General features: G+C 69.7%; 20 protein-coding genes and 1 pseudogene. 13 read left to right on the plus strand and 8 right to left on the minus strand.

Annotated features, from left to right (window positions below; all coding sequences use genetic code 11):
- The first annotated feature begins 82 nt into the window (after positions 1-82).
- Positions 83-1,033: a curved DNA-binding protein gene (gene cbpA, locus IG194_RS16755; protein WP_043268738.1), complete on the plus strand. Its 951-nt coding sequence runs from the start codon at positions 83-85 to the stop codon at positions 1,031-1,033.
- A complete protein-coding gene (locus tag IG194_RS16760) occupies positions 1,030-1,332 on the plus strand; it encodes a chaperone modulator CbpM (protein WP_043318803.1) in 303 nt (100 codons plus the stop codon). The genes cbpA and IG194_RS16760 overlap by 4 nt, the downstream gene beginning before the upstream one ends.
- Before the next feature lie 797 nt (positions 1,333-2,129).
- Here IG194_RS16760 and IG194_RS16765 read toward each other — a convergent pair.
- Complete coding sequence (locus tag IG194_RS16765) at positions 2,130-2,690, minus strand: NADPH-dependent FMN reductase (protein ID WP_009613278.1); 561 nt, start codon at positions 2,688-2,690, stop codon at positions 2,130-2,132.
- Between the two features lie 245 nt (positions 2,691-2,935).
- Here IG194_RS16765 and IG194_RS33060 point away from each other — a divergent pair.
- From IG194_RS33060 to IG194_RS16775, 3 genes and pseudogenes are all read left to right on the plus strand, one after another.
- Positions 2,936-3,040: pseudogene (locus tag IG194_RS33060) on the plus strand (dTDP-glucose 4,6-dehydratase); the annotation flags it as partial.
- A 187-nt stretch (positions 3,041-3,227) separates the two neighbouring features.
- On the plus strand, positions 3,228-3,617 hold the full coding sequence (locus IG194_RS32815; protein ID WP_225617256.1) for a hypothetical protein: 390 nt from the start codon (positions 3,228-3,230) through the stop codon (positions 3,615-3,617).
- Positions 3,614-4,447, plus strand: a complete 834-nt coding sequence (locus IG194_RS16775) for an arylamine N-acetyltransferase family protein (protein ID WP_043268744.1) — start codon at positions 3,614-3,616, stop codon at positions 4,445-4,447. Before IG194_RS32815 ends, IG194_RS16775 begins: the two co-directional genes overlap by 4 nt.
- Here IG194_RS16775 and IG194_RS16780 read toward each other — a convergent pair.
- From IG194_RS16780 to IG194_RS16800, 5 genes are all read right to left on the minus strand, one after another.
- The gene (locus tag IG194_RS16780; RefSeq protein ID WP_043268746.1) at positions 4,444-4,902 is read right to left on the minus strand and encodes a DUF2214 family protein; all 459 of its coding nucleotides are present in this window, start codon (positions 4,900-4,902) and stop codon (positions 4,444-4,446) included. The two genes, IG194_RS16775 and IG194_RS16780, sit on opposite strands and share 4 nt — an antisense overlap.
- Before the next feature lie 112 nt (positions 4,903-5,014).
- The gene (locus IG194_RS16785; RefSeq protein ID WP_043318797.1) at positions 5,015-6,364 is read right to left on the minus strand and encodes an MATE family efflux transporter; all 1,350 of its coding nucleotides are present in this window, start codon (positions 6,362-6,364) and stop codon (positions 5,015-5,017) included.
- Between the two features lie 52 nt (positions 6,365-6,416).
- The gene (locus IG194_RS16790) at positions 6,417-6,818 is read right to left on the minus strand and encodes a YkgJ family cysteine cluster protein (RefSeq protein WP_058488268.1); all 402 of its coding nucleotides are present in this window, start codon (positions 6,816-6,818) and stop codon (positions 6,417-6,419) included.
- A gap of 82 nt (positions 6,819-6,900) precedes the next feature.
- Positions 6,901-8,145, minus strand: coding sequence for a DUF1835 domain-containing protein (locus IG194_RS16795; RefSeq protein ID WP_058488269.1), 1,245 nt, complete (start codon positions 8,143-8,145; stop codon positions 6,901-6,903).
- Between the two features lie 155 nt (positions 8,146-8,300).
- Entirely contained in the window at positions 8,301-8,750 is a 450-nt protein-coding gene (locus IG194_RS16800) for a DMT family transporter (protein WP_009613271.1), read from the minus strand.
- A gap of 89 nt (positions 8,751-8,839) precedes the next feature.
- On the opposite strand from IG194_RS16800, the gene IG194_RS16805 reads away from it, so the two are divergent.
- The gene (locus IG194_RS16805) at positions 8,840-9,274 is read left to right on the plus strand and encodes a hypothetical protein (protein ID WP_058488270.1); all 435 of its coding nucleotides are present in this window, start codon (positions 8,840-8,842) and stop codon (positions 9,272-9,274) included.
- A gap of 246 nt (positions 9,275-9,520) precedes the next feature.
- On the opposite strand, the gene IG194_RS16810 is transcribed toward IG194_RS16805, so the two are convergent.
- Entirely contained in the window at positions 9,521-9,808 is a 288-nt protein-coding gene (locus IG194_RS16810; RefSeq protein WP_043318788.1) for a HigA family addiction module antitoxin, read from the minus strand.
- A 424-nt stretch (positions 9,809-10,232) separates the two neighbouring features.
- Positions 10,233-12,260 carry an NADPH-dependent 2,4-dienoyl-CoA reductase gene (locus IG194_RS16815; RefSeq protein ID WP_058488271.1) on the minus strand — a complete coding sequence of 676 codons (2,028 nt, stop codon included), beginning with the start codon at positions 12,258-12,260 and terminating at the stop codon, positions 10,233-10,235.
- 198 nt (positions 12,261-12,458) lie between these two features.
- On the opposite strand from IG194_RS16815, the gene IG194_RS16820 reads away from it, so the two are divergent.
- The 7 genes from IG194_RS16820 (at position 12,459) to selB (ending at position 22,109) form a co-directional block, all read left to right on the plus strand.
- Positions 12,459-12,653: a hypothetical protein gene (locus IG194_RS16820; RefSeq protein WP_009613266.1), complete on the plus strand. Its 195-nt coding sequence runs from the start codon at positions 12,459-12,461 to the stop codon at positions 12,651-12,653.
- A 170-nt stretch (positions 12,654-12,823) separates the two neighbouring features.
- Positions 12,824-15,919 carry a formate dehydrogenase-N subunit alpha gene (gene fdnG / locus IG194_RS16825; RefSeq protein WP_141679713.1) on the plus strand — a complete coding sequence of 1,032 codons (3,096 nt, stop codon included), beginning with the start codon at positions 12,824-12,826 and terminating at the stop codon, positions 15,917-15,919.
- Positions 15,916-16,848 (plus strand): formate dehydrogenase subunit beta, encoded by a 933-nt coding sequence (gene fdxH / locus IG194_RS16830; RefSeq protein ID WP_043318779.1) that lies wholly within the window; start codon positions 15,916-15,918, stop codon positions 16,846-16,848. Before fdnG ends, fdxH begins: the two co-directional genes overlap by 4 nt.
- Positions 16,849-16,929: 81 nt before the next feature.
- Positions 16,930-17,556 carry a formate dehydrogenase subunit gamma gene (locus tag IG194_RS16835; protein WP_009613255.1) on the plus strand — a complete coding sequence of 209 codons (627 nt, stop codon included), beginning with the start codon at positions 16,930-16,932 and terminating at the stop codon, positions 17,554-17,556.
- A gap of 190 nt (positions 17,557-17,746) precedes the next feature.
- Positions 17,747-18,679 carry a formate dehydrogenase accessory protein FdhE gene (gene fdhE / locus IG194_RS16840; protein ID WP_058488273.1) on the plus strand — a complete coding sequence of 311 codons (933 nt, stop codon included), beginning with the start codon at positions 17,747-17,749 and terminating at the stop codon, positions 18,677-18,679.
- 95 nt (positions 18,680-18,774) lie between these two features.
- Positions 18,775-20,181 carry an L-seryl-tRNA(Sec) selenium transferase gene (gene selA, locus IG194_RS16845; protein ID WP_009613252.1) on the plus strand — a complete coding sequence of 469 codons (1,407 nt, stop codon included), beginning with the start codon at positions 18,775-18,777 and terminating at the stop codon, positions 20,179-20,181.
- Positions 20,178-22,109, plus strand: coding sequence for a selenocysteine-specific translation elongation factor (gene selB / locus IG194_RS16850; protein ID WP_058488274.1), 1,932 nt, complete (start codon positions 20,178-20,180; stop codon positions 22,107-22,109). The genes selA and selB overlap by 4 nt, the downstream gene beginning before the upstream one ends.
- Positions 22,110-22,305 lie beyond the last annotated feature (196 nt).

The raw sequence follows: 22,305 nt of genomic DNA on the forward strand, positions 1-22,305 counted from the left end.
TGACGCGGATCAGCCGTCGCGAGCGGACGAGTGCCGCGCCAGCGACTAGGCTTGCAGTTCCAGACCCGGGAGCAGCAAGGCGATGGACTTCAAGGATTACTACGCGGCGCTGGGCGTGGCGCCGGACGCCGACGAAAAGGCGATCAAGACCGCCTACCGCAAGCTGGCGCGCAAATACCACCCCGACGTCAGCAAGGAGGCGGACGCCGAAGCGCACTTCAAGGAAGTCTCCGAGGCCTACGAGGTGCTCAAGAGCCCCGAGAAGCGCGCCGAATACGACCAGTTGCGCCAGTACCAGCAGAGCGGTCGCTTCGAAGCGCCGCCGGGCTGGCAGCCGTCCGGCGGCTTCGAGGGCGCCGAGCATTTCCAGGAGCAGGATTTCTCCGACTTCTTCGAGTCGATCTTCGGCGCCCACGCCGGCCCGCAGGGGCACCGCCGGCGGGAAAGGCGCGGCCGCGACATCGAGCTGGAGGTGCCGTTGTTCCTGGAGGAGAGCCAGTCCGGCGAGCCGCAGCCGATCCGCTTCGGCCTGCCCAGCTACGACGAGCAGGGCCGACGCCTGCCCGACGTGGAGAAGACGCTGAAGGTGCGCATTCCTCCGGGCGTAGTGGACGGCGAGCGCATCCGCCTGAAGGGCCAGGGCGCGCCCGGCATCGGCGGCGCGCCGGCCGGCGACCTCTACCTGATCATCCGCCTGGCGCCGCACCCGCTGTTCGACGTCGACGGCCGCAACCTTGTCCTCAGCGTGCCGCTGGCGCCCTGGGAAGCGGCGCTGGGAGCGAAGATCGAGGTACCCACCCTGAACGGCCGCATCGCCCTCAGCGTGCCGCCGGGCAGCCAGAGCGGCCAGCGCCTGCGCATCCGCGGCAAGGGCCTGGCCGGCAAGGGCGAGGACCCTGCCGGCGACCTCTACGCGGTGCTCAAGGTGGTGATGCCCAAGGGCGCGCCCGAGGGCGAGACGCGCAAGCACTGGGAAGAACTGGCCGCCCGCGCGGCCTTCGATCCACGCAGCCAGTGGGGTAAACGGCCATGAGCGAGATACTGCTGAGCCTGGAGCTGGAAGAGCTCTGCGAGGGCGCGCGGCTGCCGCGCGAGACGCTGCTGGAGATAGTCGAGGTCGGCATCGTCGAGCCCCTGGAGCGGCGGGGCGACACCTGGCTGTTCAGCGTCGAGTCGCTGACCCTGGTGCGCCGCGCGGTGCGCCTGCAGCGCGAGTTCGAGGTGGACTGGCCGGGCATCGCCCTGGCCCTGCGCCTGCTCGACGAGGTGGAGCAGCTGCGCAGCGAGAACGCCCGCCTGCGCCAGCGGCTGGCGCGTTACGAGGAAGATTGAAGGGGCGGGAGAGTCCGCCCCGCTCCACATTCCCCGCTCCTACAGGTTGCCGGAAAGCACGGCATTCCTCCCCGTAGGAGCGGACCTTGTCCGCGATAGCCGGATATCCCGGCGCGGATCGCGGATGAGATCCGCTCCTACGCCACCCCACCCACACCATTCCAATGTAGGAGCGCGCCCTGCGCGCGAAATCGCGGGCAGGGCCCGCTCCTACAGGTTGCCGGAAAGCACGGCATTCCTCCCCGTAGGAGCGGACCTTGTCCGCGATAGCCGGAGGTATCGGCGCGAATCGCGGATGAGATCCGCTCCTACGCCACCCCACCCACACCATTCCAATGTAGGAGCGCGCCCTGCGCGCGAAATCGCGGGCAGGGCCCGCTCCTACAGGTTGCCGGGAAGCGCGGTATTCCTCCCTGTAGGAGCGGACCTTGTCCGCGATAGCCGGAGGTATCGGCGCGGATCGCGGATGAGATCCGCTCCTACGCTGCCCCACCCGCGCCATTCCAATGTAGGAGCGCGCCCTGCGCGCGAAATCGCGGGCAGGGCCCGCTCCTACAGGTTGCCGGGAAGCACGGTGTTTCTCCCCGTAGGAGACCTTGTCCGCGATAGCCGGATATCCCGGCGCGGATCGCGGATGAGATCCGCTCCTACGCCACCCCACCCGCGCCATTCCATGTAGGAGCTCGCCCTGCGCGCGATTTCGTGGGTAGGAAGGCACACCGTTGCCCGGGAACGATGGCGTGCTACGAGAAGGATGATGCTCGCTCCTACAAAAACGGCTCGGCTCGGCGCGGGGCTCAGGCTCCGGCGATCTTCTCCACCCAGCGGGCGTAGCTGTCGATGATGGTCTGCAGGAAGGGCCCGACCTGGTCGTTGGCCTTGCCGGCGGCGTCGAAGAAGTTGCCGGCGCCGCCCAGGTAGGTTTCCGGCTGCTGCATGCAGGGCACGTCGAGGAACACCAGGGACTGGCGCAGCGCATGGTTGGCGCCGAAGCCGCCGATGGCCCCCGGCGAGACGCTGACCACGCCGCCCGGCTTGCCGCCCCAGGCGCTCTTGCCGTAGGGGCGCGAGCCCACGTCGATGGCGTTCTTCAGCGCCGCCGGCACCGAGCGGTTGTATTCCGGGGTGACGAACAGCACCGCGTCGGCGCGGCGGATGCGCTCGCGGAAGGGGGCGTAGGCGGCCGGGGCGTTGTCGCCGTCCAGGTCCTCGTTGTACAGCGGCAACTGGCCGATCTCGACGATCTCCAGCTTCAGGTTCGCCGGGGCCCGCTCGGCCAGGGCCAGGGCCACCTTGCGGTTGAGGGATTCCTTGCGCAGGCTGCCGACCAGCACGGCGACGTCGAAGACTTTGCTCATGGGCGTTTCCTTGTGGCGAGGGAAGTCGGGAACCTTCGTTATAGACGAGAAATCTGGCATTCGCGGAAGCGCTGCGCGGATCGGTCGCGCGATCATGTCCCAGGCTTTCAATCGATTCTTGGCTCTGTCGACTATGCCATGGCGCCCCTAGAGTGGCCCCATCCACTCTCCAGACGAGGTCGAACATGTGCACGAGAATCTTCTTCGCCGGCGCCACCGGCGCCGTGGGCAAGCGCCTGCTGCCCATGCTGCTGGCGCGCGGCTACCGGGTGCTGGCGTGCAGCCGTGAGCCGGCGCGGGCCGAGGCCCTGCGCGCGGCCGGCGCCGAGGCGCAGGTGCTGGACGTCTTCGATGGCGCGGCGCTGACGCGCGCCATGCTGGAGTTCCGCCCGCAGTGGGTGCTGCACCAGCTCACCGACCTGCCGCCCGGCCTGGACCCGGCGCGCATGGCCGAGGCCGCGCCGCGCAATGCCCGGTGCGCCGCGAGGGCACCGCCAACCTCGTGGCCGCCGCCCGCGCCGCCGGGCGCAGCGGCTGGTGGCGCAGAGCATCGCCTGGGCCTATGCGCCGGGGCCCTTGCCGCACCAGGAGCGGCAGCCGCTGGACCTTGCGGCCGAAGGCCCGCGCGCCATCAGCGTCGGCGGCGTCGCCGCGCTGGAGAACGCCGTGCTCGGCGCCGCGCCCCTGGAAGGCCTGGTGCTGCGCTACGGGCGCCTGTACGGCCCGGGCACCGGCTGCGACGAACCCGACCCGCGCCTGGCCCTGCACGTCGACGACGCCGCCCGCGCCGCGCTGCTGGCGCTGGAGTGGGGCGCGCCCGGGTGCTACAACCTGGCGGAGCAGGACACCGAGGTCAGCACCGCGCTGGCGCGCCACCGGCTCGGGTGGCAGCCGGGCTTCCGCCTGGCCCGAGGAGAAACCCCATGACGCCACTCACCCCCTTCACCCCGCAGCAGCTGCAGGCCTGCCTGGCGCGCCTCGGCCTGCCGCCGCAGCCGCCGGCCGCGACCCTGCAGACGCTGGAACGCCTGGTCGACGCGGCGCTGCACCACCTGCCCTTCGAGAACCTCGACGTGCTGCTGGCGCGGCCCGTCGCCATCGAGCCGGAGGCGGTCTTCGCCAAGGTCGTCGAGGGTGGCCGCGGCGGCTACTGCTTCGAGCTGAACAGCCTGTTCGCCCGCCTGCTGGCCAGCCTCGGCTACCGCATCAGCCTGCTGGTGGCACGGGTGCGCTGGGGCATGCCGGCGGAGGTCGAGCGCACCCAGCAGAGCCACCTGCTGCTGCGCATCGAGCTGGACGAGGGGCCCTACCTGGCGGATGTCGGCTTCGGCGGCGCCAACCCGCCGCGGCCGCTGCCGCTGGTGATCGGCGAGGAGCTGCCCGGCGGCTGGCGCATCGCCCCCCACGACGGCGACGAACTGGAACTGGCGCTGCATACCGCCAGCGGCTGGCAGGCGCTGTACCGCTTCACCCTGCAACCGCAGCACTGGGTCGATTACCTGCCGCGCAACTGGTACACCTCGACGCACCCGGACAGCGTGTTCCGCAAGAGCCTGCGGGTAGCGCTCAGCGAGGGCGACAGGCGCCTGACCCTGCTCGACGGCCAGTTCGGCTGGCGCGATGCCAAGGGCAACGCCGAGCAGCGGCGGATTCTCGACGTGGACGAGCTGATCGAGGTGCTGCGCGGGCGCTTCCACCTGCGCCTGCCGCCGGCCACCGCCGAGGCCCTGCGCGAGCCCCTGGCGCGGCTGCTCTAGCTGCCGGTCATGCCGATGCCGTGGGCCATCAGGCTGGCCAGCAGCGGCAGGATCAGCATCGCCAGCAGCTCGATGCGGATCACCAGCGTCACCCGCCGGCCCTGGGCCTCGCCGACCTGCGGGGCCTGCCCGGCCTTGAGCGCGTTGCGCCAGTTGAGGAAGGTCAGCGTCGGGTAGATGGACAGCAGCGCCACCAGCACGAACAGGCCGACCAGGGCGTGGAAGGCGGCGTTGTGCAGGTAGTAGTCCAGGCCCTTGGCGAACCACAGGGTGCGGGCGATGCCGCTGAGCAGCACGACGCCGGCGCTGGCGCCGTAGGCCAGGTCGATGATCACCAGGCTGCGGGCGCGCCTGGCGTCCAGCGGCAGCTGGAACAGGCGGTGCTCCAGCACCAGCAGGGCGAACATCACGAAGATGGAGATGAAGTGCAGGTAGGCAACCAGGGCTGAAGCCATGTCGTCGGGTCCTTGTCAGGCGTGGGCCGTGGTCCGCGCCACGGCTTCGTTGTGCTCGGCGCGATCGTGGGCGCCGCCTGGCACTTTAGAGCGCGGCGGCGGCGCCTGCCAGTCAGGCCGAGGGCAGGCCGACCCATGCGTCGCGGCGCGTCAGGCGCCAGGCGTAGGCGGCGAGGATCAGCCCGCGCAACAGCATGAAGCTGAGGAACGCCAGCCACAGCCCGTGGTTGCCCAGCGGTTGCAGCAGCCAGCCCAGCGGCAGGCTCACGGCGCAGGCCAGGAGCATGGCGTTGCGCATCTCGCGGGCGCGGGTGGCGCCGATGAACAGCCCGTCCAGCAGGTAGCTCCACATGCCGATCAGCGGCAGCGCGGCGAGGTAGGGCAGGTACTGGTCGGCCACCGCACGCACCTCGGGGATGTCGCTCTGCAGGGCGATGAACAGGTGTCCGGCGCTGCCGAAGAACAGCACGAAGGCCAGGCTGGCCAGCAGCGACCAGCCGCAGGCCACCAGCAGCGAGCGGCGCAGCGTGCGCCGGTCGCCGCTGCCGATGGCGTGGCCGCACAGGGCCTCCACCGCGTGGGCCAGGCCGTCGAGGGCGTAGGAGGTGATCATCAGGCCGTTGAGCAGCAGGGCGTTGGCCGCCACCGTGGCGTCGCCCAGGCGCGCGCCCTGCACGGTCACCAGGAAGAACACGCCCTGCAGCGCCAGGCTGCGGATGAAGATGTCGCGGTTGACCATCAGCAGCGGCGCCCAGCTCACCCAGCGGCGCAGGCGGCGCCAGTCCGGCACGCCGGGGAAGCGCCCCAGCGCGCCGCGAGCGAGCCACAGGCCGAGGGCCGCGCCGCTCCACTCGGCGATCACCGAGGCCTGCGCGGCGCCGGCCACGCCCCAGCCCAGGCCGAGCACGAAAAGCAGCTCCAGGGCAATGTTCACCAGGTTGGTGGTCAGCAGGATGGCCAGCGGCCCGCGGGCGTTCTGCGTGCCCAGCAGCCAGCCGATCAGCGCGTAGCTGGCCAGGGCCGCGGGCAGGCCGAACAGGCGGATGTGGAAGAACTGCCGGGCCAGGCCGTCGAGTTCCGGCGAGGCGTTCATCAGGCCCATGGCCAGCGGCGTCAGCGGCAGCGCCAGCAGGCCCAGCAGCAAGGCCAGGCCCATCGCCAGCAGCAGGCCCTGGCCGAGGATGCGCCGCAGCGCGCCGCCGTCGCCGCGCCCGGCGGCCTGGGCGGCGAAGCCGGTGGTGCCCATGCGCAGGAAGCCGAGCACGCCCACCAGCAGGGTGTACAGGCTGCCGCCCACGGCCACCGCGCCCAGCTGATGGGCGTGGGGCAGGTGGCCGATGACCGCGCTGTCGACCAGGGTCACCAGCGGCACGGATACGTTGGACAGGATCATCGGCGCGGCCAGCGCCCAGACCCTTCGGTGGGTCGGGCGATCGCGCCAGGCGTCGCTCAGTGGGTTCATGCAATGCTCCGCAGCAGCGCCGCAGTATAGCGGGGCCTGCGCGCCCGCGGCCTTACGCCGGCTTCTTGCGGTAGGCGCAGTAGCCCGGGCGCGGGCCCACCTGCGGGTGGTTGCGGCAGGTGTCCGGGCGCTTGGCGTAGACGGTGCACAGGCGCGTCTTACGGTCCAGGTACAGGCAGTCGCCGTTGCTGCTGCGGGTGAGGGTGAAGATGCCGCTCTTCTGGTTGAAGCGCTCGACCAGGCCTTCCTTGCTCAGGCGCCTGGCGATGTTCTTGGCCGGCTCCTCGCGTTCGAATTCGTCCACCACGCCCAGGCGGATGAGGTCGCCGATGCGCACTTCCACCGGCATGGTGCAGCAGGTGGCGTGGCAGTCGCGGCACAGGCCCGAGCTGTACTTGGCCCAGGTCTCCAGGCGGTCGAGTTCGGCGTTGGCGATCAGCGGCGGTTTTCTCATGGCGGCGGCACGGTGCGTTGCGGGGCGCGCAATCATAGTGGCCTCGGCGGCGGATTGCGCGCCCTTTCGACGAAACGGCGGCTCAGTCGCGCCAGCGCGGCTGCAGGTCGTCGTCCAGCGTCCAGTGCGGCTGCCCCGGGCGCAGGCGCACGCCGCCGACCCAGCGCTCGGCGGCCAGTTGGTCCAGGCCGTGGCGCTCGCCGGCCAGCACCTGGCGGCCCAGCGCGGTGAGGCGCACCGGGCGCTGCGTCCAGGGCAGGTGCTGCTCGGCTTCGACCAGCAGCGGGGTGGGGCTGTCGATCAGCGGGCGCATCAGCACGTGGAACATCAGGTCGCCCAGATAAGGCAGCGGCTCGCGGTGCGTCATCAGCTCGGCGAACACCCGGCCAAGGGGCAGCTCGCCGCGCTCGGCGACTATGCCCAGGCTCAGGCGCTCGGTCAGCGACAGGCCGTCGCGCGCGTCGGGCAGCTCCTGCAACTGGCGGCGCAGGGCGTTGCCCAGCAGCGGCAGCGCCGGTGTCGGTTTGCTGGCCAGCGTGGCCCAGGCCTGTGGCGAGGGCTGGCGGTAGGCGTCCCAGGCTTCGCGGGCCAGCAGCAGGGCCTCTTCGCCCAGCGGCCGGCGCTGCGGCCAGAGCCAGGCCAGCAGGTCGGGGGCCAGTTGGCCGATGCCGATGAAGCGCTGCACGCCGGGCACCCGGTCGGTCTCGATCAGCTCCAGGCGCTCGGGCAAGCGCGGCAGGCCGGCGAGCACGCGGACCAGGAACAGCTGGTCGTAGGCATCGGCCTCGCACCAGAGCACCACCCGCTGGCGCTCGGGGAGTTGGTCGAGCAGGGCGTATTCGTCCCGGGTGCGGCGCAGGGCGTCGGCCGCGGGGATGTCGAAGGCCTGGCTGACGAAGGCCGCGCGCAGCTGGCGGAAGCTTTCTTCCGGCAGCACCGGCACGGGGCCCATGCTCAGCGGGTCAGCGAACATGCGAAATTCGCCGCGGAAGCCGGCGAGTTCCAGGCTGTGGGCGATATCGTTGCCGCAGCGCAGGTGCAGGCAGGCGGCTTCGTCGCCGCTGGCGAAGTCCGGGTGGCGCGCGGCGAAGGTGATGGCCTCGACGTGGGCCTTGAGCTTCGGCCAGCTGGCGAAGCCCAGTTCCCGCGCCAGCAGCCACTGGCAGTCGGCCAGCCGCGGCGGGTGGCCGAGGCCGTGCGGGGCCTGGGCGTGGAGGCGTTGCAGGGCTTGCGCCTGGCCGGCGCGCAGGTCGCGCAGCAGGGCCTTGGCGTGCTGGCGTTGGCGGTCGAGGTCGATACGGCCGTCTTGGCCGGAAGTCGGGGACATACGAGCTCCTTTCGGGCCGGGTCCGCTGTCGGGCCGGAGTCGTATGGAAAGTCGGCGGATGCATCACCTGGGCGAACCCTTTCCGCGGACCGGTGGCGTGGTGGACGCCGCCGCCCGACTATAGCGGCGGCGCCCGCGCCGGGCAATGCCGGCGCTCAGCCCTTGCGGATCAGCCAGATGCCTACGCCGATGGCGGCGATGCCGGCGAGCTTGAGGGCGCTGATGGGGTTCTCCCTGAAGCCGGCCCAGCCGAAGTGATCGAGGGCCATGGCCATGCCCAGCTGGCCGGCCAGCACCAGCACCATGAACAGCAGGGCGCCGACCCGCGGCGCGGCGAAGGCGGCGATGAAGATGAAGAACATGCCGAGGAAGCCGCCGCACCAATGCCACCAGTGCAGCGAGCGCAGTGCCGGCACGCCGGGGAACTCGCGGTTGGCGAGGGTCAGCACCAGCAGGCCGAGGGTGCCGACGAAGAAGGAGATCAGCGCGGCGGCCAGCACGCTGGACACCTGCTTGGCCAACTGGCCGTTGATGCCCGCCTGCAGCGGCAGGCAGGTACCGGCGATCAGCGGCAGGACGAACATCCACCAGGGTGGCGTGGGCATGGGGGACTCCTTGGCAGTCGAAGCGAAAAGGACAGCCGGCTAGTATGCACCAGACCGGAGCAGCGCTCCCGCTTCCCAGGAGAGAAACCATGGGCACCTCCGCTTCCCGCACCCTGGCCGTGCGCATCGAGCGCCCCTGGCAGGTGGCCTACGACTTCCTCGCCGAACCGCGCAACTTCCCGCGCTGGGCCTCGGGCCTGTGCAGCGCCATCGAACCGCTGGACGCCGACCACTGGCTGGCGCAGACGCCGCAAGGGCCGCTGCGGGTGCGCTTCTCGCCACGCAACCCGTTCGGCGTGCTGGACCACGACGTGCTGCCCGAAGACGCCCCGCCCATCCACATCCCCCTGCGCCTGATCGCCAACGGCGACGGCTGCGAGCTGCAGCTGACCCTGCTGCGCCAGCCGGCGATGGACGACGCCGCCTTCGAGCGCGACGCGCAGTGGGTGGAGAAGGACCTGGGGACGATCAAGGCGTTGCTGGAGTCGGAGGAGCTGCCTTGGACGATGGGGTTTTCGCCGTGAAGTTCGGGGCGGGTGCTTCGAGGTTGAACGCGGAGCGTGTTTGGGGCCAAGGTCAGGCGGCGTATAACCGCGAACGGTTATACGCCCTACGCCACCTGTAGGCGCCGCTGCTTTTCGTAGCCTGTAGGATGGGTTGAGCGAAGCGATACCCATCACCGTGACCGCATGGGTTTCGCAGGCTCAACCCATCCTACGAAATGCACCTGGTGTAGCCGGCAGATAATTGTTCCTACGGGATTTCCCTCTTTACGCCACCGCCTGCAGCCGGGGGATCGGCGGATGGGGTTGCTGGCTGACCTGCCAGAGGTCGTAGGCGGCCTGCATCGCCAGCCAGTGCCGGGCGCTGGACAGGCCGGCCTGTTCCAGGCGCCAGGCCAGGTCGGCGCTGATGGGCGCGCGGCCATGCAGCACCTTGGACAGGTGCGGCCGGCTGAAACCCAGGTGCGCGGCCAGCGCGGTGACCGACAGGCACAGGGCCGGCAAAACATCCTCGCGCAGGATTTCGCCCGGGTGGGGTGGGTTGTGCATGGCCATGGCGAGCCCTCCGCTCAGTGGTAGTCGAGGTAGTCCAGCAGTTCCGCGTCGGTGTCTTCGAAGTGCTAGCTGCTGTTGACGGGCAAGTTTATCGCCAGACTGTAATCGGACCGATTACAGCCGCCCGAGCCGAGATGCTTGTAGGATGGCGCCGCTTCTCGTAGGAGCGAGCTTGCTCGCGAACGGAGTTTCCCGGTCATGGCGGTGCATGAGGTCACCACCGTTCCCTCTCCCCAGCCCTCTCCCTGAAGGGAGAGGGGGCTTGTCCGTGCCGAGAGAAGGCAAGGTTTCCGTCGGAAGCTTTCGGTGTTGCCGGCTGACTCCAGAACAGCCAAGCACGCCGAACGGTCCCCTCTCCCTTCAGGGAGAGGGTTAGGGAGAGGGCGCTCTTCGGAACCGCACCAGGCCCTCCCAACAGAACACCTCACAACCGCGCCCCCAACTCCGCCCCCTCCCTGATCGCCCGCTTGGCATCCAGCTCCCGCGCCAGGCGGGCGCCGCCGATGATGTGGTGGCGCAGGTTCTCCGCGGCCTGGGTGGGGTGCAGTTCCAGCAGCGGTTCCTGGCCGGCGCAGATCACCACGTTGTCCACCGCCAGGCACTGTTCGCGGCCGTCCACGCGGATGTGCAGGCCGGCGTCGTCGATGCGCAGGTATTCCACGCCGCCCAGCATTTGCACCTGGTGATGCCTCAGGTGGGCGCGGTGGACCCAGCCGCTGGTCTTGCCCAGGCCGGCGCCGGGCGTGCCCGGCTTGCGCTGCAGCAGCCAGAGCTGGCGTTTCGGCGTTATCGGCGTGGGCCTGCGCAGCCCGCCGGGTGTGCTGTTGTCCAGGTCGATGCCCCATTCGCCCAGCCACTGGCCCAGCGGCTGCGGGCCTTCGCGTTCGGCGAGCAGGAAGCTGGCGACGTCGAAGCCGATGCCGCCGGCGCCGATCAGCGCCACCTTCCGGCCCACCGGCGCGCCGTTCAGCACGTCGAGGTAGCCGAGCACCCTGGGATGCTCGATGCCCGGCAGCTGCAGCCGGCGCGGGCGGATGCCGGTGGCGACTATCACCTCGTCGAACTGCCCTTGCAGCTCGCCTCGGGCGATGCGCCGGTTCAACTGCAGGTCCACGCCCAGCTCGGCCAGGCGCACGGCGAAGTAGCGCAGGGTTTCGCCGAACTCTTCCTTGCCGGGGATGCGCCGGGCCAGGTTGAACTGCCCGCCGATCGCGCCGCCGGCCTCGAACAGGCTGACGCGGTGGCCGCGCTCGGCCGCCACGCAGGCCGCCGAGAGCCCCGCGGGGCCGGCGCCGATCACCGCGATGCGCTTGGGCTGGCGCGCCTTGCGGTAGCGCAGCTCGGTCTCGTGGGCGGCGCGCGGGTTGACCAGGCAGCTGGCGCGGCGGTTGGCGAAGGCGTGGTCGAGGCAGGCCTGGTTGCAGGCGATGCAGGTGTTGATGCGCCCGGGCTGGCCGGCGGCGGCCTTCTGCACGAACTGCGGGTCGGCCAGCAGCGGCCGGGCCAGGGACACCAGGTCCGCCTGGCCGCTGGCGAGCAGCGCCTCGGCCAGTTCCGGGGTGTTGATGCGGTTGCTGGCGATGAGCGGGATGCGCAGTTCGCGGCGCAGGCGCGCGGTCACCTCGGCGAAGGCCGCGCGCGGCACCGAGGTGACGATGGTCGGCACCCGCGACTCGTGCCAGCCGAAGCCGCTGTTGAGCACATCGACGCCGGCTTCCTGCAGCGCCAGCGCCACCTGGCGTACCTCGTCCCAGGTATTGCCGCCTTCCACCAGGTCGAGCAGCGATAGGCGGTAGCCGATGACGAAGCGCTCGCCCGCCGCGCGGCGGATGCGCCGGACGATCTCCAGCGCCAGGCGCATGCGGTTCTCCAGGCTGCCGCCCCAGCGGTCCCGGCGGCGGTTGCCGCGCGGGCAGAGGAACTGGTTCAGCAGGTAGCCCTCGCTGCCCATGATTTCCACCCCGTCGTAGCCGGCGGCGCGGGCCAGGCGCGCGCAGCGGCCGAAGGCGGCGATGGTGCGGGCGATGCCGCGCTCGGACAGCTCGCGCGGGGCGAACCAGCTGATCGGCGACTTGAGCGGCGAGGCCGAGACCACCAGCGGGTGATAGCCGTAGCGCCCGGCGTGGAGTATCTGCAGCAGGATGCGTCCGCCCTCGGCGTGCACCGCCTGGGTCAGGCGGCGGTGCGCCGGCACCTGCAGGCTGCCGGTCAGGTCGCTGCCCAGCGGCAGCAGCCAGCCCTCGCGGTTGGGCGCGAAGCCGCCGGTGATGATCAGCCCCACGCCGCCGCGGGCGCGCTCGCGGTAGTAGGCGGCGAGCTTGCCGAAGTCCCACAGGCGGTCCTCCAGGCCGGTGTGCATGGAGCCCATGACCACGCGGTTGCGCAGCTGCAGCGGGCCGATCCGCAGCGGGGCGAGCAGGTGAGGGTAGGGGCTGGCGTCGGTGGCGTGCATGCTGGCTTCGTCGGCAGGGCGATGAGCGCACCATAGGAAGTTGCGCGGCGCCGGTGAACGGCCCGGCTGACGGCTGCGCCGGGCATTTGGGCCAAGCCGCCGCGGCTTGACAGCTGGCGCAGCGGGCACACACTGGAACGGTGGGGCGGCAGCTTTCGCCGCCCCCGGTTCCCTGACCGGCTTCCTCGGGAGGTTGTCATGAACGGCACAAGAAGAAAGCACCTGCGGCACTACCGCCACTATCTGCTAGCCGCGCTGCTGGGCCTGTTCCTGCTGGGCCTGCACGAGAGCGTCAACCAGGACCTGCAGCCCTCCTGCCTGGGCGACGACGGCCAACTGATCTGTTCCTACCCCTCGCGTACCGATTTGCAGGTACTGCTTTATTTCCGCTGAGCTGGCCTGCGTGGGCTGACCTGGGTCAGGGAAGCGTCTCGGCCTTTTCAGGCAGAGTGCTCGGCCGCGCCTGCTGGCGCTGCCTGGCGCAATGCGCCAGGTTGGCTATCTTTTAAACAGAGGCGCCTGGCCAGGTACTGGGCGCCCTTTGCCTGATCAGGAGACGCACGATGGATATGAACCGTCGGCAATTCTTCAAGGTCGCCGCCGTCGGCCTTGGAGGATCAAGCCTTGCGGCCCTCGGCATGACGCCCCCGGAGGCCTTTGCCGAACAGATCCGCCACTTCAAGCTCGAACGCACCACCGAGACGCGCAACACCTGCACCTATTGCTCGGTAGGCTGCGGCATCCTCATGTACAGCCAGGGCGACGCGGCCAAGAACGTCACCCAGAACATCATCCACATCGAGGGCGACGGCGACCATCCGGTCAACCGCGGCACCCTCTGCCCGAAAGGCGCGGGCCTGCTGGACTTCGTCCACAGCCCCAACCGCCTGAAGTACCCGCAGATCCGCGAGCCCGGCTCCAGCGAGTGGAAGCGCATCGAATGGGACGAGGCGCTGGACCGCATCGCCCGGCTGATGAAGGACGACCGCGACGCCAACTTCATCGAGAAGAACGAGCAGGGCCAGACGGTGAACCGCTGGCTGACCACCGGCTTCCTGGCCGCCTCGGCGTCTTCCAACGAAGCGGGCTACATCACCCACAAGGTGGTGCGTTCCCTCGGCATCCTGGGGTTCGATAACCAAGCGCGTGTCTGACACGGCCCGACGGTGGCAAGTCTTGCCCCGACGTTTGGCCGTGGAGCCATGACCAACCACTGGACCGACATCAAGAATGCCGATCTGATCCTCATCATGGGCGGCAACGCGGCCGAGGCGCACCCCTGCGGCTTCAAATGGGTGACCGAAGCCAAGGCGCACAACAAGGCGCGCCTGCTGGTGGTGGACCCGCGCTTCACCCGCTCGGCCTCGGTGGCCGACTACTACGCGCCCATCCGCACGGGGACGGACATCGCCTTCCTCGGCGGCCTGATCAGCTACCTGATCGAGAACGGCAAGTACCAGAAGGAATACGTCGAGCACTACACCGACGCCGCCTTCATCGTGCAGGAAGGCTTCGGCTTCGAGGACGGCCTGTTCAACGGCTACGACGCCGAGAAGCGCAGCTACCCGGACAAGTCCGCGTGGAACTACGAGCGCGGCGAGGACGGCTTCGCCAAGGTCGACCCCACGCTGCAGCACCCGCGCTGCGTGTTCAACCTGCTGCGCCAGCACTACAGCCGCTACACGCCGGACGTGGTCAGCAACATCTGCGGCACGCCCAAGGACATGATGCTCAAGGTCTGGGCCGAGATCGCCGAGACCTCGGCCCCCGGCAAGGCCATGACCATCATGTACGCCCTGGGCTGGACGCAGCACTCGGTGGGCGCGCAGATGATCCGCACCGGCGCCATGGTGCAGCTGCTGCTGGGCAATATCGGCATGCCCGGCGGCGGCATGAACGCCCTGCGCGGGCACTCCAACATCCAGGGCCTGACCGACCTGGGGCTGCTGTCCAACTCGTTGCCCGGCTACCTGACCCTGGCCATGGACGCCGAGCAGGACTACGCCGCCTACATCGCCAAGCGCACCGCCAAGCCGCTGCGCCCGGGGCAACTGTCCTACTGGCAGAACTACAGCAAGTTCCACGTCAGCCTGATGAAGTCCTGGTTCGGCAAGGCCGCCACGGCCGAGAACAACTGGTGCTTCGACTGGCTGCCCAAGCTCGACATGCCCGGCGCCGGCTACGACGTGCTGCGGGTGTTCGACATGATGTACCAGGGCAAGGTCAACGGGTACTTCTGCCAGGGCTTCAACCCCATCGCCTCGTTCCCCAACAAGGCCAAGGTCGGCGCCGCGCTGGCCAAGCTCAAGTGGCTGGTGATCATGGACCCGCTGGCCACCGAGACCTCGGAGTTCTGGCGTAACGCCGGCGACTTCAACGACGTCGACACCAAGTCGATCCAGACCACGGTGATTCGCCTGCCCACCACCTGCTTCGCCGAGGAGGACGGCTCCATCGTCAACTCCGGGCGCTGGCTGCAGTGGCACTGGAAGGGCGGCGAGCCGCCGGGCCAGGCACGGCCGGACATCGCCATCATGGCCGGGCTGTACCACCGCCTGCGCACGCTGTACGCGAAGGAGGGCGGCAAGTTCCCCGACGCCATCCTCGGCCTCGACTGGCCCTACCAGCGTCCGGACGACCCGAGCCCCGAAGAGCTGGCCAAGGAGTACAACGGCAAGGCCCTGGCCGACCTGGTGGACCCGAAGAACGGCATGGTCCTGGCCAAGGCCGGCGAGCAGTTGCCCGGCTTCGCGTTGCTGCGCGACGACGGCAGCACCGCCAGCGGCTGCTGGATCTTCGCCGGTTCCTGGACGCAGCAGGGCAACCAGATGGCCCGCCGCGACAACGCCGACCCCTACGCCATGGGCCAGACCCTCGGCTGGGCCTGGGCCTGGCCGGCCAACCGGCGCATCCTCTACAACCGCGCCTCGGCGGACCTTGCCGGCAAGCCGTGGGACCCGGTCAAGAAACGCCTGGTGTGGTGGAACGGCAAGGCCTGGGGCGGCACCGACGTGCCCGACTACAAGCCCGACGTGCCGCCGGAAGCGGGCATGAACCCGTTCATCATGAACCCCGAGGGGGTGGCGCGCTTCTTCGCCGTGGACAAGATGGCCGAAGGGCCCTTCCCCGAGCACTACGAGCCGTTCGAGACGCCCATCGGCATCAACCCGCTGCACAGGGACAACCCCAAGGCCACCAGCAACCCGGCCGCGCGGGTGTTCAAGAACGACATGGAAGTCTTCGGCAAGGCCGACGAGTTCCCCTACGCGGCCACCACCTACCGCCTCACCGAGCACTTCCACTTCTGGACCAAGCATTGCCGGCTGAACGCGATCACCCAGCCGGAGCAGTTCGTGGAAATCGGCGAGGTACTGGCCAAGGAACTGGGGATCGCTGCCGGCGACCGCGTGAAGGTCTCCTCCAACCGCGGCTACATCAAGGCCGTGGCGGTGGTGACCAAGCGCATCCGCCCGCTGCAGGTCGACGGCAAGACCGTGCACCACGTCGGCATCCCGCTGCACTGGGGCTTCGCCGGGGTGGCGCGCAACGGCTACCTGACCAACACCCTGACGCCCTTCGTCGGCGACGGGAACACGCAGACGCCGGAGTTCAAGTCGTTCCTGGTCAACGTCGAGAAAATCAGCGGAGGTGAGGCATGAGCACGCAAGACATCAGTGCCCGTTCGGCCACCACCACGCCGATGCCCTCGGTGCGCAACCAGCAGGAAGTGGCCAAGCTCATCGACGTGTCCAAGTGCATCGGCTGCAAGGCCTGCCAGGTGGCCTGCTCGGAATGGAACGAGCTGCGCGACGAGGTGGGCCACAACCACGGGGTGTACGACAACCCGCTGGACCTGACGGCCGACTCCTGGACGGTGATGCGCTTCACCGAGCACGAGAACCCCAACGGCAACCTCGAATGGCTGATCCGCAAGGACGGCTGCATGCACTGCGCCGAGCCGGGCTGCCTGAAGGCCTGCCCGAGCCCGGGGGCGATCGTGAAATACGCCAACGGCATCGTCGACTTCAACCAGGACCACTGCATCGGCTGCGGCTACTGCATCACCGGCTGCCCGTTCAACATCCCGCGCATCTCGCAGAAGGACCACAAGGCCTACAAGTGCACCCTGTGTTCCGACCGCGTGAGCGTGGGCATGGAGCCGGCCTGCGTGAAGACCTGCCCCACCGGCGCCATCGTCTTCGGCACCAAGGACGCCATGAAGGAGCACGCCGCCGAACGCATCGAGGACCTCAAGTCGCGCGGCTTCGAGCACGCCGGCCTGTACGACCCCGAAGGCGTCGGCGGCACCCACGTGATGTACGTGCTGCACCACAACGACCAGCCCTCGCTGTACGCCGGCCTGCCCGACAAGCCGGCCATCAGCCCGCTGGTCAGCCTGTGGAAGGGCATCACCAAGCCGCTGGGCCTGCTGGCCATGGGCGCGGTGGTGCTCGCCGGGTTCTTCCACTACACCCGCATCGGCCCCAACCGCACGGAAGAGGACGAGCAGCCGGGGCCGGACCCGGAGGCGCCGGTACACAAGGTCGACCCTTCGGTGCACCGCTATGACCCGCGCGACCCGCGTTGAGCCCATGCACCGAACAGCCCCCTCTCCCGTCGGGGAGAGGGTTGGGGAGAGGGCGCTCGTCGGCCCTCAGAGGAGCCCAGCATGAAAAAAGACATCCAACGCTATACCGCCAACGAGCGCAGCAACCACTGGCTGGTGGCGATCTTCTTCATCCTCGCCGGCCTGTCGGGGCTGGCGCTTTTCCACCCGGCGCTGTTCTGGCTCAGCAGCCTGTTCGGCGGCGGGCCCTGGACGCGCATCCTGCACCCCTTCCTGGGGCTGGCGATGTTCGTGTTCTTCCTCGGCCTGGTGCTGCGCTTCGCCCACCACAACCTGCTCGACCGCAGCGACGTGCAGTGGCTGAAGCAGTGGCGCGACGTGGTCGGCAACCACGAGGAGAACCTCCCCGCGGTGGGCCGCTACAACGCCGGGCAGAAGCTGCTGTTCTGGACCCTGCTGCTGTGCATGCTGGTGCTGCTGGCGACCGGCCTGGTGATCTGGCGCCAGTACTTCAGCGCCTGGTTCGGCATCGAGGTCATCCGCCTGTCGGCGCTGCTGCACGCCTTCGCCGCCTTCGTGCTGATCAGCAGCATTATCGTGCACATCTACGCCGGCATCTGGGTCAAGGGCTCCATGGGCGCGATGCTCTATGGTTGGGTCAGCCGCGCCTGGGCCCGCAAGCACCACGCCGCCTGGCTGAAAAGCGTGGACAAGGGCGAGGGCCACTGACCGGGCCCGCACCCCCCGTAGGATGGCGTTGAGCGCAGCGATACCCATCAATGGGACGAGCACAGTAATCCAACCCATGCACCGAACAATCCCCTCTCCCTTCAGGGAGAGGGCTAGGGAGAGGGAACCCACGCCGGCCCAGGGCTCGGCCTTCACCCCTTCTCCAAAGCCCATCGCAAAGGAGTCCTGCGTGCCAGGCCAAATCCTCGAACCCGGCCAGATCGAAGCCGCCGCCAACATCCCCCCCTTCCTCAAGCTGCCCTCGCCGCAACTCTTCACCCAGCGCGGCCAGCGCCTGCGCCAGCTCGCCGAAGGCCACCCCCTGGGCGACTACCTGAACCTGCTGGCCGAACTCTGCGACATCCAGCAGAACCTGCTCGACAACCCACCGCCGCTGCCCATGCCCGACGAAGCCGCCCTGCGCCGCAGCGTCGAACACGGCATGCCGCCGCTGGGCTTCGAAGTGCTGGTGCGCGAAGGCACCTGGCTGGCGCTGCTCGACCCGCTGCTGCAGGCCTTCGCCACCAGCCCCGCCAGCCCCATCGCCGATGCCCTGCAACAACTGCGCAAGGCCGACGCCGGCCAGCGCAAGGCCTGGGCCCTGGCCCTGCTCAACGGCCAGTTCGACCTGCTGCCGGCGGCCCTGGTGCCTTTCCTCGGCGCCACCCTGCAGGTCGCCTTCAGCCACTGGCTGCTGCGCCTGCCCGAAGGCCTGCTCAGCGAGCGCGAGGAACAGACCCTCTGCCCGGCCTGCGGCTCGCCGCCGGTGGCCGGCGTCATCCACAACCGCGGCAAATACAACGGCCTGCGCTACCTGGCCTGCTCGCTGTGCTCCTGCCAGTGGCACTACGTGCGCATCAAGTGCAGCCACTGCCGACAGAGCAAGGGCCTGTTCTACCTGTCCCAGCAGCACGACGGCCGCGAGGTCATCCACGCCCCGCTGCGCGCGGAGGTCTGCCCCAACTGCCAGGCCTACCTCAAGCAGTGCTACCTGGAGCACGACGAAGCCGCCGAGCCCCAGGCCGACGACCTCGCTAGCCTGGCCCTGGATATCCGCCTGGCCGAAGAGGGCTACCTGCGCAGCGCGCCCAACCTGCTGCTGTCACCCGGCGGCGCAGACTGACCTAGACTGCATCCAGACCCCCCGTAGGATGGGTTGAGGAGCCCGCGACGATACCCATCGCCTCCCAACCCTCGAAGCACCAGACAGGACCGCGCATGACCTCCGCCCGCCTGCCCTCCATCGACCGCCTGCTGCGCAGCCCGGCCTGCGCCCCCCTGCAACAGCGCTACGGCCGCGAAGCCCTGCTCGGCACCCTGCGCGACCTGCTCGACGAACTGCGCGAGCCGGCCCGCCACGGCCAGCTCGCCGCCGTGGAACTGAGCGAAGCGGTGCTCGCCGGCCGCGCCGGCGAACGCCTGGCCGCGCACCATGCCAGCCGCGTGCGCCGGGTGTTCAACCTCACCGGCACCGTGCTGCACACCAACCTCGGCCGCGCCCTGCTGCCGGACGAAGCCATCGAAGCCATCACAATGGCCGCGCGCTACCCGCTGAACCTGGAATTCGACCTGGCCAGCGGCAAGCGCGGCGACCGCGACGACCTCATCACCGGGCTGATCCGCGAATTGACCGGCGCCGAGGCGGTCACCGTGGTCAACAACAACGCCGCCGCCGTGCTGCTGGCGCTCAACAGCCTGGGCGCGCGCAAGGAAGGCATCATCTCCCGCGGCGAACTGATCGAGATCGGCGGCGCCTTCCGCATCCCCGACATCATGGCCCGCGCCGGGGTGAAACTGGTCGAGGTCGGCACCACCAACCGCACCCACGCCAAGGACTACGAAGCCGCCATCGGCCCGCGCTCGGGCCTGCTCATGCGCGTGCACACTAGCAACTACAGCGTGCAGGGCTTTACAGCCAGCGTCGCCACCCGCGACCTAGCGGCCATCGCCCACGCTCACGACCTGCCGCTGCTGGAAGACCTGGGCAGCGGCACCCTGGTGGACCTGACGCGCTGGGGTTTGCCCAAGGAACCGACCGTGCAGGAAGCCCTGAAGGACGGCGCCGACATCGTCACCTTCAGCGGCGACAAACTCCTCGGCGGCCCCCAGGCCGGGCTCATCCTAGGCAGCAGGGAACTGATCGGGCGGATCAAGAAGAACCCGCTCAAGCGCGCCCTGCGCGTGGACAAGCTGACCCTCGCCGCGCTGGAAGCCGTGCTCGGCCTGTACCGCGACCCCGACCGCCTGGCCGAACGCCTGACCACCCTGCGCCTGCTCAGCCGCCCGCAGGTCGACATCCAGGCCCAGGCCGCGCGCCTGGCGCCGCTGCTCGCCGCGCAATTGGGCGCCGGCTGGGCGGTAAGCGCGGAAGCCGCCCTGGGCATGATCGGCAGCGGCGCCCAGCCGGTGGCGCGCCTGCCCAGCGCCGCCCTGGCGCTGCGCCCGCAAGCTTCCAAGCGCTTGCGCGGCCGCGCCCTGCGCGAACTGGAAGAACGCCTGCGCGGCCTGCCGATCCCGGTGCTCGGGCGCATCGACGACGACACCCTGTGGCTCGACCTGCGCCAGCTCGACGACGAGGCCGCCTTCCTCGCGCAACTGCCGCTGCTGGCGGAGGGCGAGGCTTGATCGTCGGCACCGCCGGGCACATCGACCACGGCAAGACCGCCCTGCTGCGCGCCCTCACCGGCGTGGAAGGCGACCGCCGCCCGGCCGAGCGCGAACGCGGCATCACCATCGACCTGGGCTACGTCTATGCCGACCTCGGCGACGGCGCGCTGACCGGCTTCATCGACGTGCCCGGCCACGAACGCTTCGTCCACAACATGCTGGCCGGCGCCAGCGGCATCGACCTGGTGCTGCTGGTGGTGGCCGCCGACGACGGCGTGATGCCGCAGACCCGCGAGCACCTGGCTATCGTTGAGCTGCTCGGCATCCCCCGCGCCCTGGTGGCCCTGAGCAAGGCCGACCGCGTCAGCCCGCAGCGCCTGGCCGAGGCCCGCGGCGAAGTGGAAAGTCTGCTGGCCGCGGGGCCGTTGGCCGGCGCGCCGGTCTACCCGGTTTCCAGCGTCACGGGGGAGGGCGTAGATGCCCTGCGCCAGGCCCTGGCCACGGCTGCCCGCGAGGTCCGTGAGCGCTCCAGCCAGGGCGGCTTCCGCCTGGCCGTGGACCGCGCCTTCAGCGTCAGCGGCGCCGGCCTGGTGGTCACCGGAACGGCCTTCTCCGGCAGCGTGAAGGTGGGCGACGAACTCCTCCTCGGCAATGCCGGCCGCCCGGTGCGCGTGCGCGGCCTGCACGCCCAGAACCGCGTAGCCGAACAGGCCCACGCCGGCCAGCGGGTGGCGGTCAACATCGCCGGCGAACGCCTGGGCCCGGACCAGGTGAAACGCGGCGACTGGCTGCTGACGCCGGAACTGCACGCACCCACCACCCGCATCGACATCGACCTGCAACTGCTCCCCGGCGAACCCCGCGCCCTGGCCCACTGGACGCCGCTGCACGTGTACCTGGGCGCCCAGGACGTGACCGGCCGCGTCGCCCTGCTGGAAGACGAACGCCTGGCGCCGGGCGAAAGAGCCTTCGCGCAGCTTGTGCTGAACGCTCCCGTGCAAACCGTGCACGGCGACCGCCTGGTGCTGCGCGACCAATCCGCCCAACGCACCCTCGGCGGCGGCCGCGTGCTCGACCCCTTCGCCCCGGCCCGCAACCGCCGCAGCCCCGAGCGCCTGGCACAACTCCAGGCCCTGCGCGGCGAAGGCCTGGAACAGGCCCTGCCGGTGCTGCTGCAACACGCCGACAACGGCCTGGACCCCAAACTGCTGGCCCGCCAGTTCAACCGCCCCCGGGCAAGCTGGCAACTGCCCGCCGAACTGGTGGAAATCCCCACCCGCGGCGGCCCGCGCCTGTTCACCGCCGAACACTGGCACGCCCTGGGCGAACAGCTGCTGCAAGCCCTGGCCCGCTTCCACGCCGAACAACCCGACGAACTCGGCCCCGACCGCGACCGCCTGCGCCGCTACGCCTTCCCACAACTGGAACGCCCGATCTTCATCGCCCTGCTGGAACAGGCCCTGGCCGGCAAAACCGTGGAAAGCAGCGGCCCCTGGCTGCACCTGCCGGACCACCGCGTACAACTGGGCGCCGAAGACGAAGCCCTGCGCGAACGCATCCGCCCCCTGCTGCAAGCCGGCGCCTACGACCCGCCCTGGACCCGCGACCTGGCCCGCGAACTGCAAGTCGACGAAGCCGCCATGCGCCTGCTGCTGCGCAAACTCGCCCGCCTCGGCCAACTGCACCAGGTGGTAAAGGACCTGTTCTACCCCGACGAAACCCTCCGCCAACTGGCCCGACAAGCCCTGCAACTCCACACCGAACAAGGCCTGATCCGCGCCGCCGCCTTCCGCGACCGCATCGGCATAGGTCGAAAGCGCAGTATCCAGCTACTGGAATACTTCGACCGCATCGGCTTTACCCGGCGCTTCGGCAATGAGAGAAGGGTTCGGGAGGATTCGGCGTTGGCACTCGGGGCAGGCGTCAATGCAGAGCGAACTGCCTGAGTGCCGCCATCATGGTGATCACCAAGACTGCAGGCCAATGGCGGCAAGGCAGGTCTGATTGCTCAAAAAAGCAGCAGCGCTTACCATGGTGAGCATTGCAATCCCCGTTTCAGGAGGGATTTTATGGTGATGCACCTTGTTGGCCGGCCCGCGGCCAAACCTACCGGCAAGCCCAAGCCCAGGACCAAGAAAGGCG

It is taken from the genome of Pseudomonas sp. ADPe (assembly GCF_014843515.1).
Taxonomy (GTDB): Bacteria; Pseudomonadota; Gammaproteobacteria; order Pseudomonadales; family Pseudomonadaceae; genus Pseudomonas; species Pseudomonas citronellolis.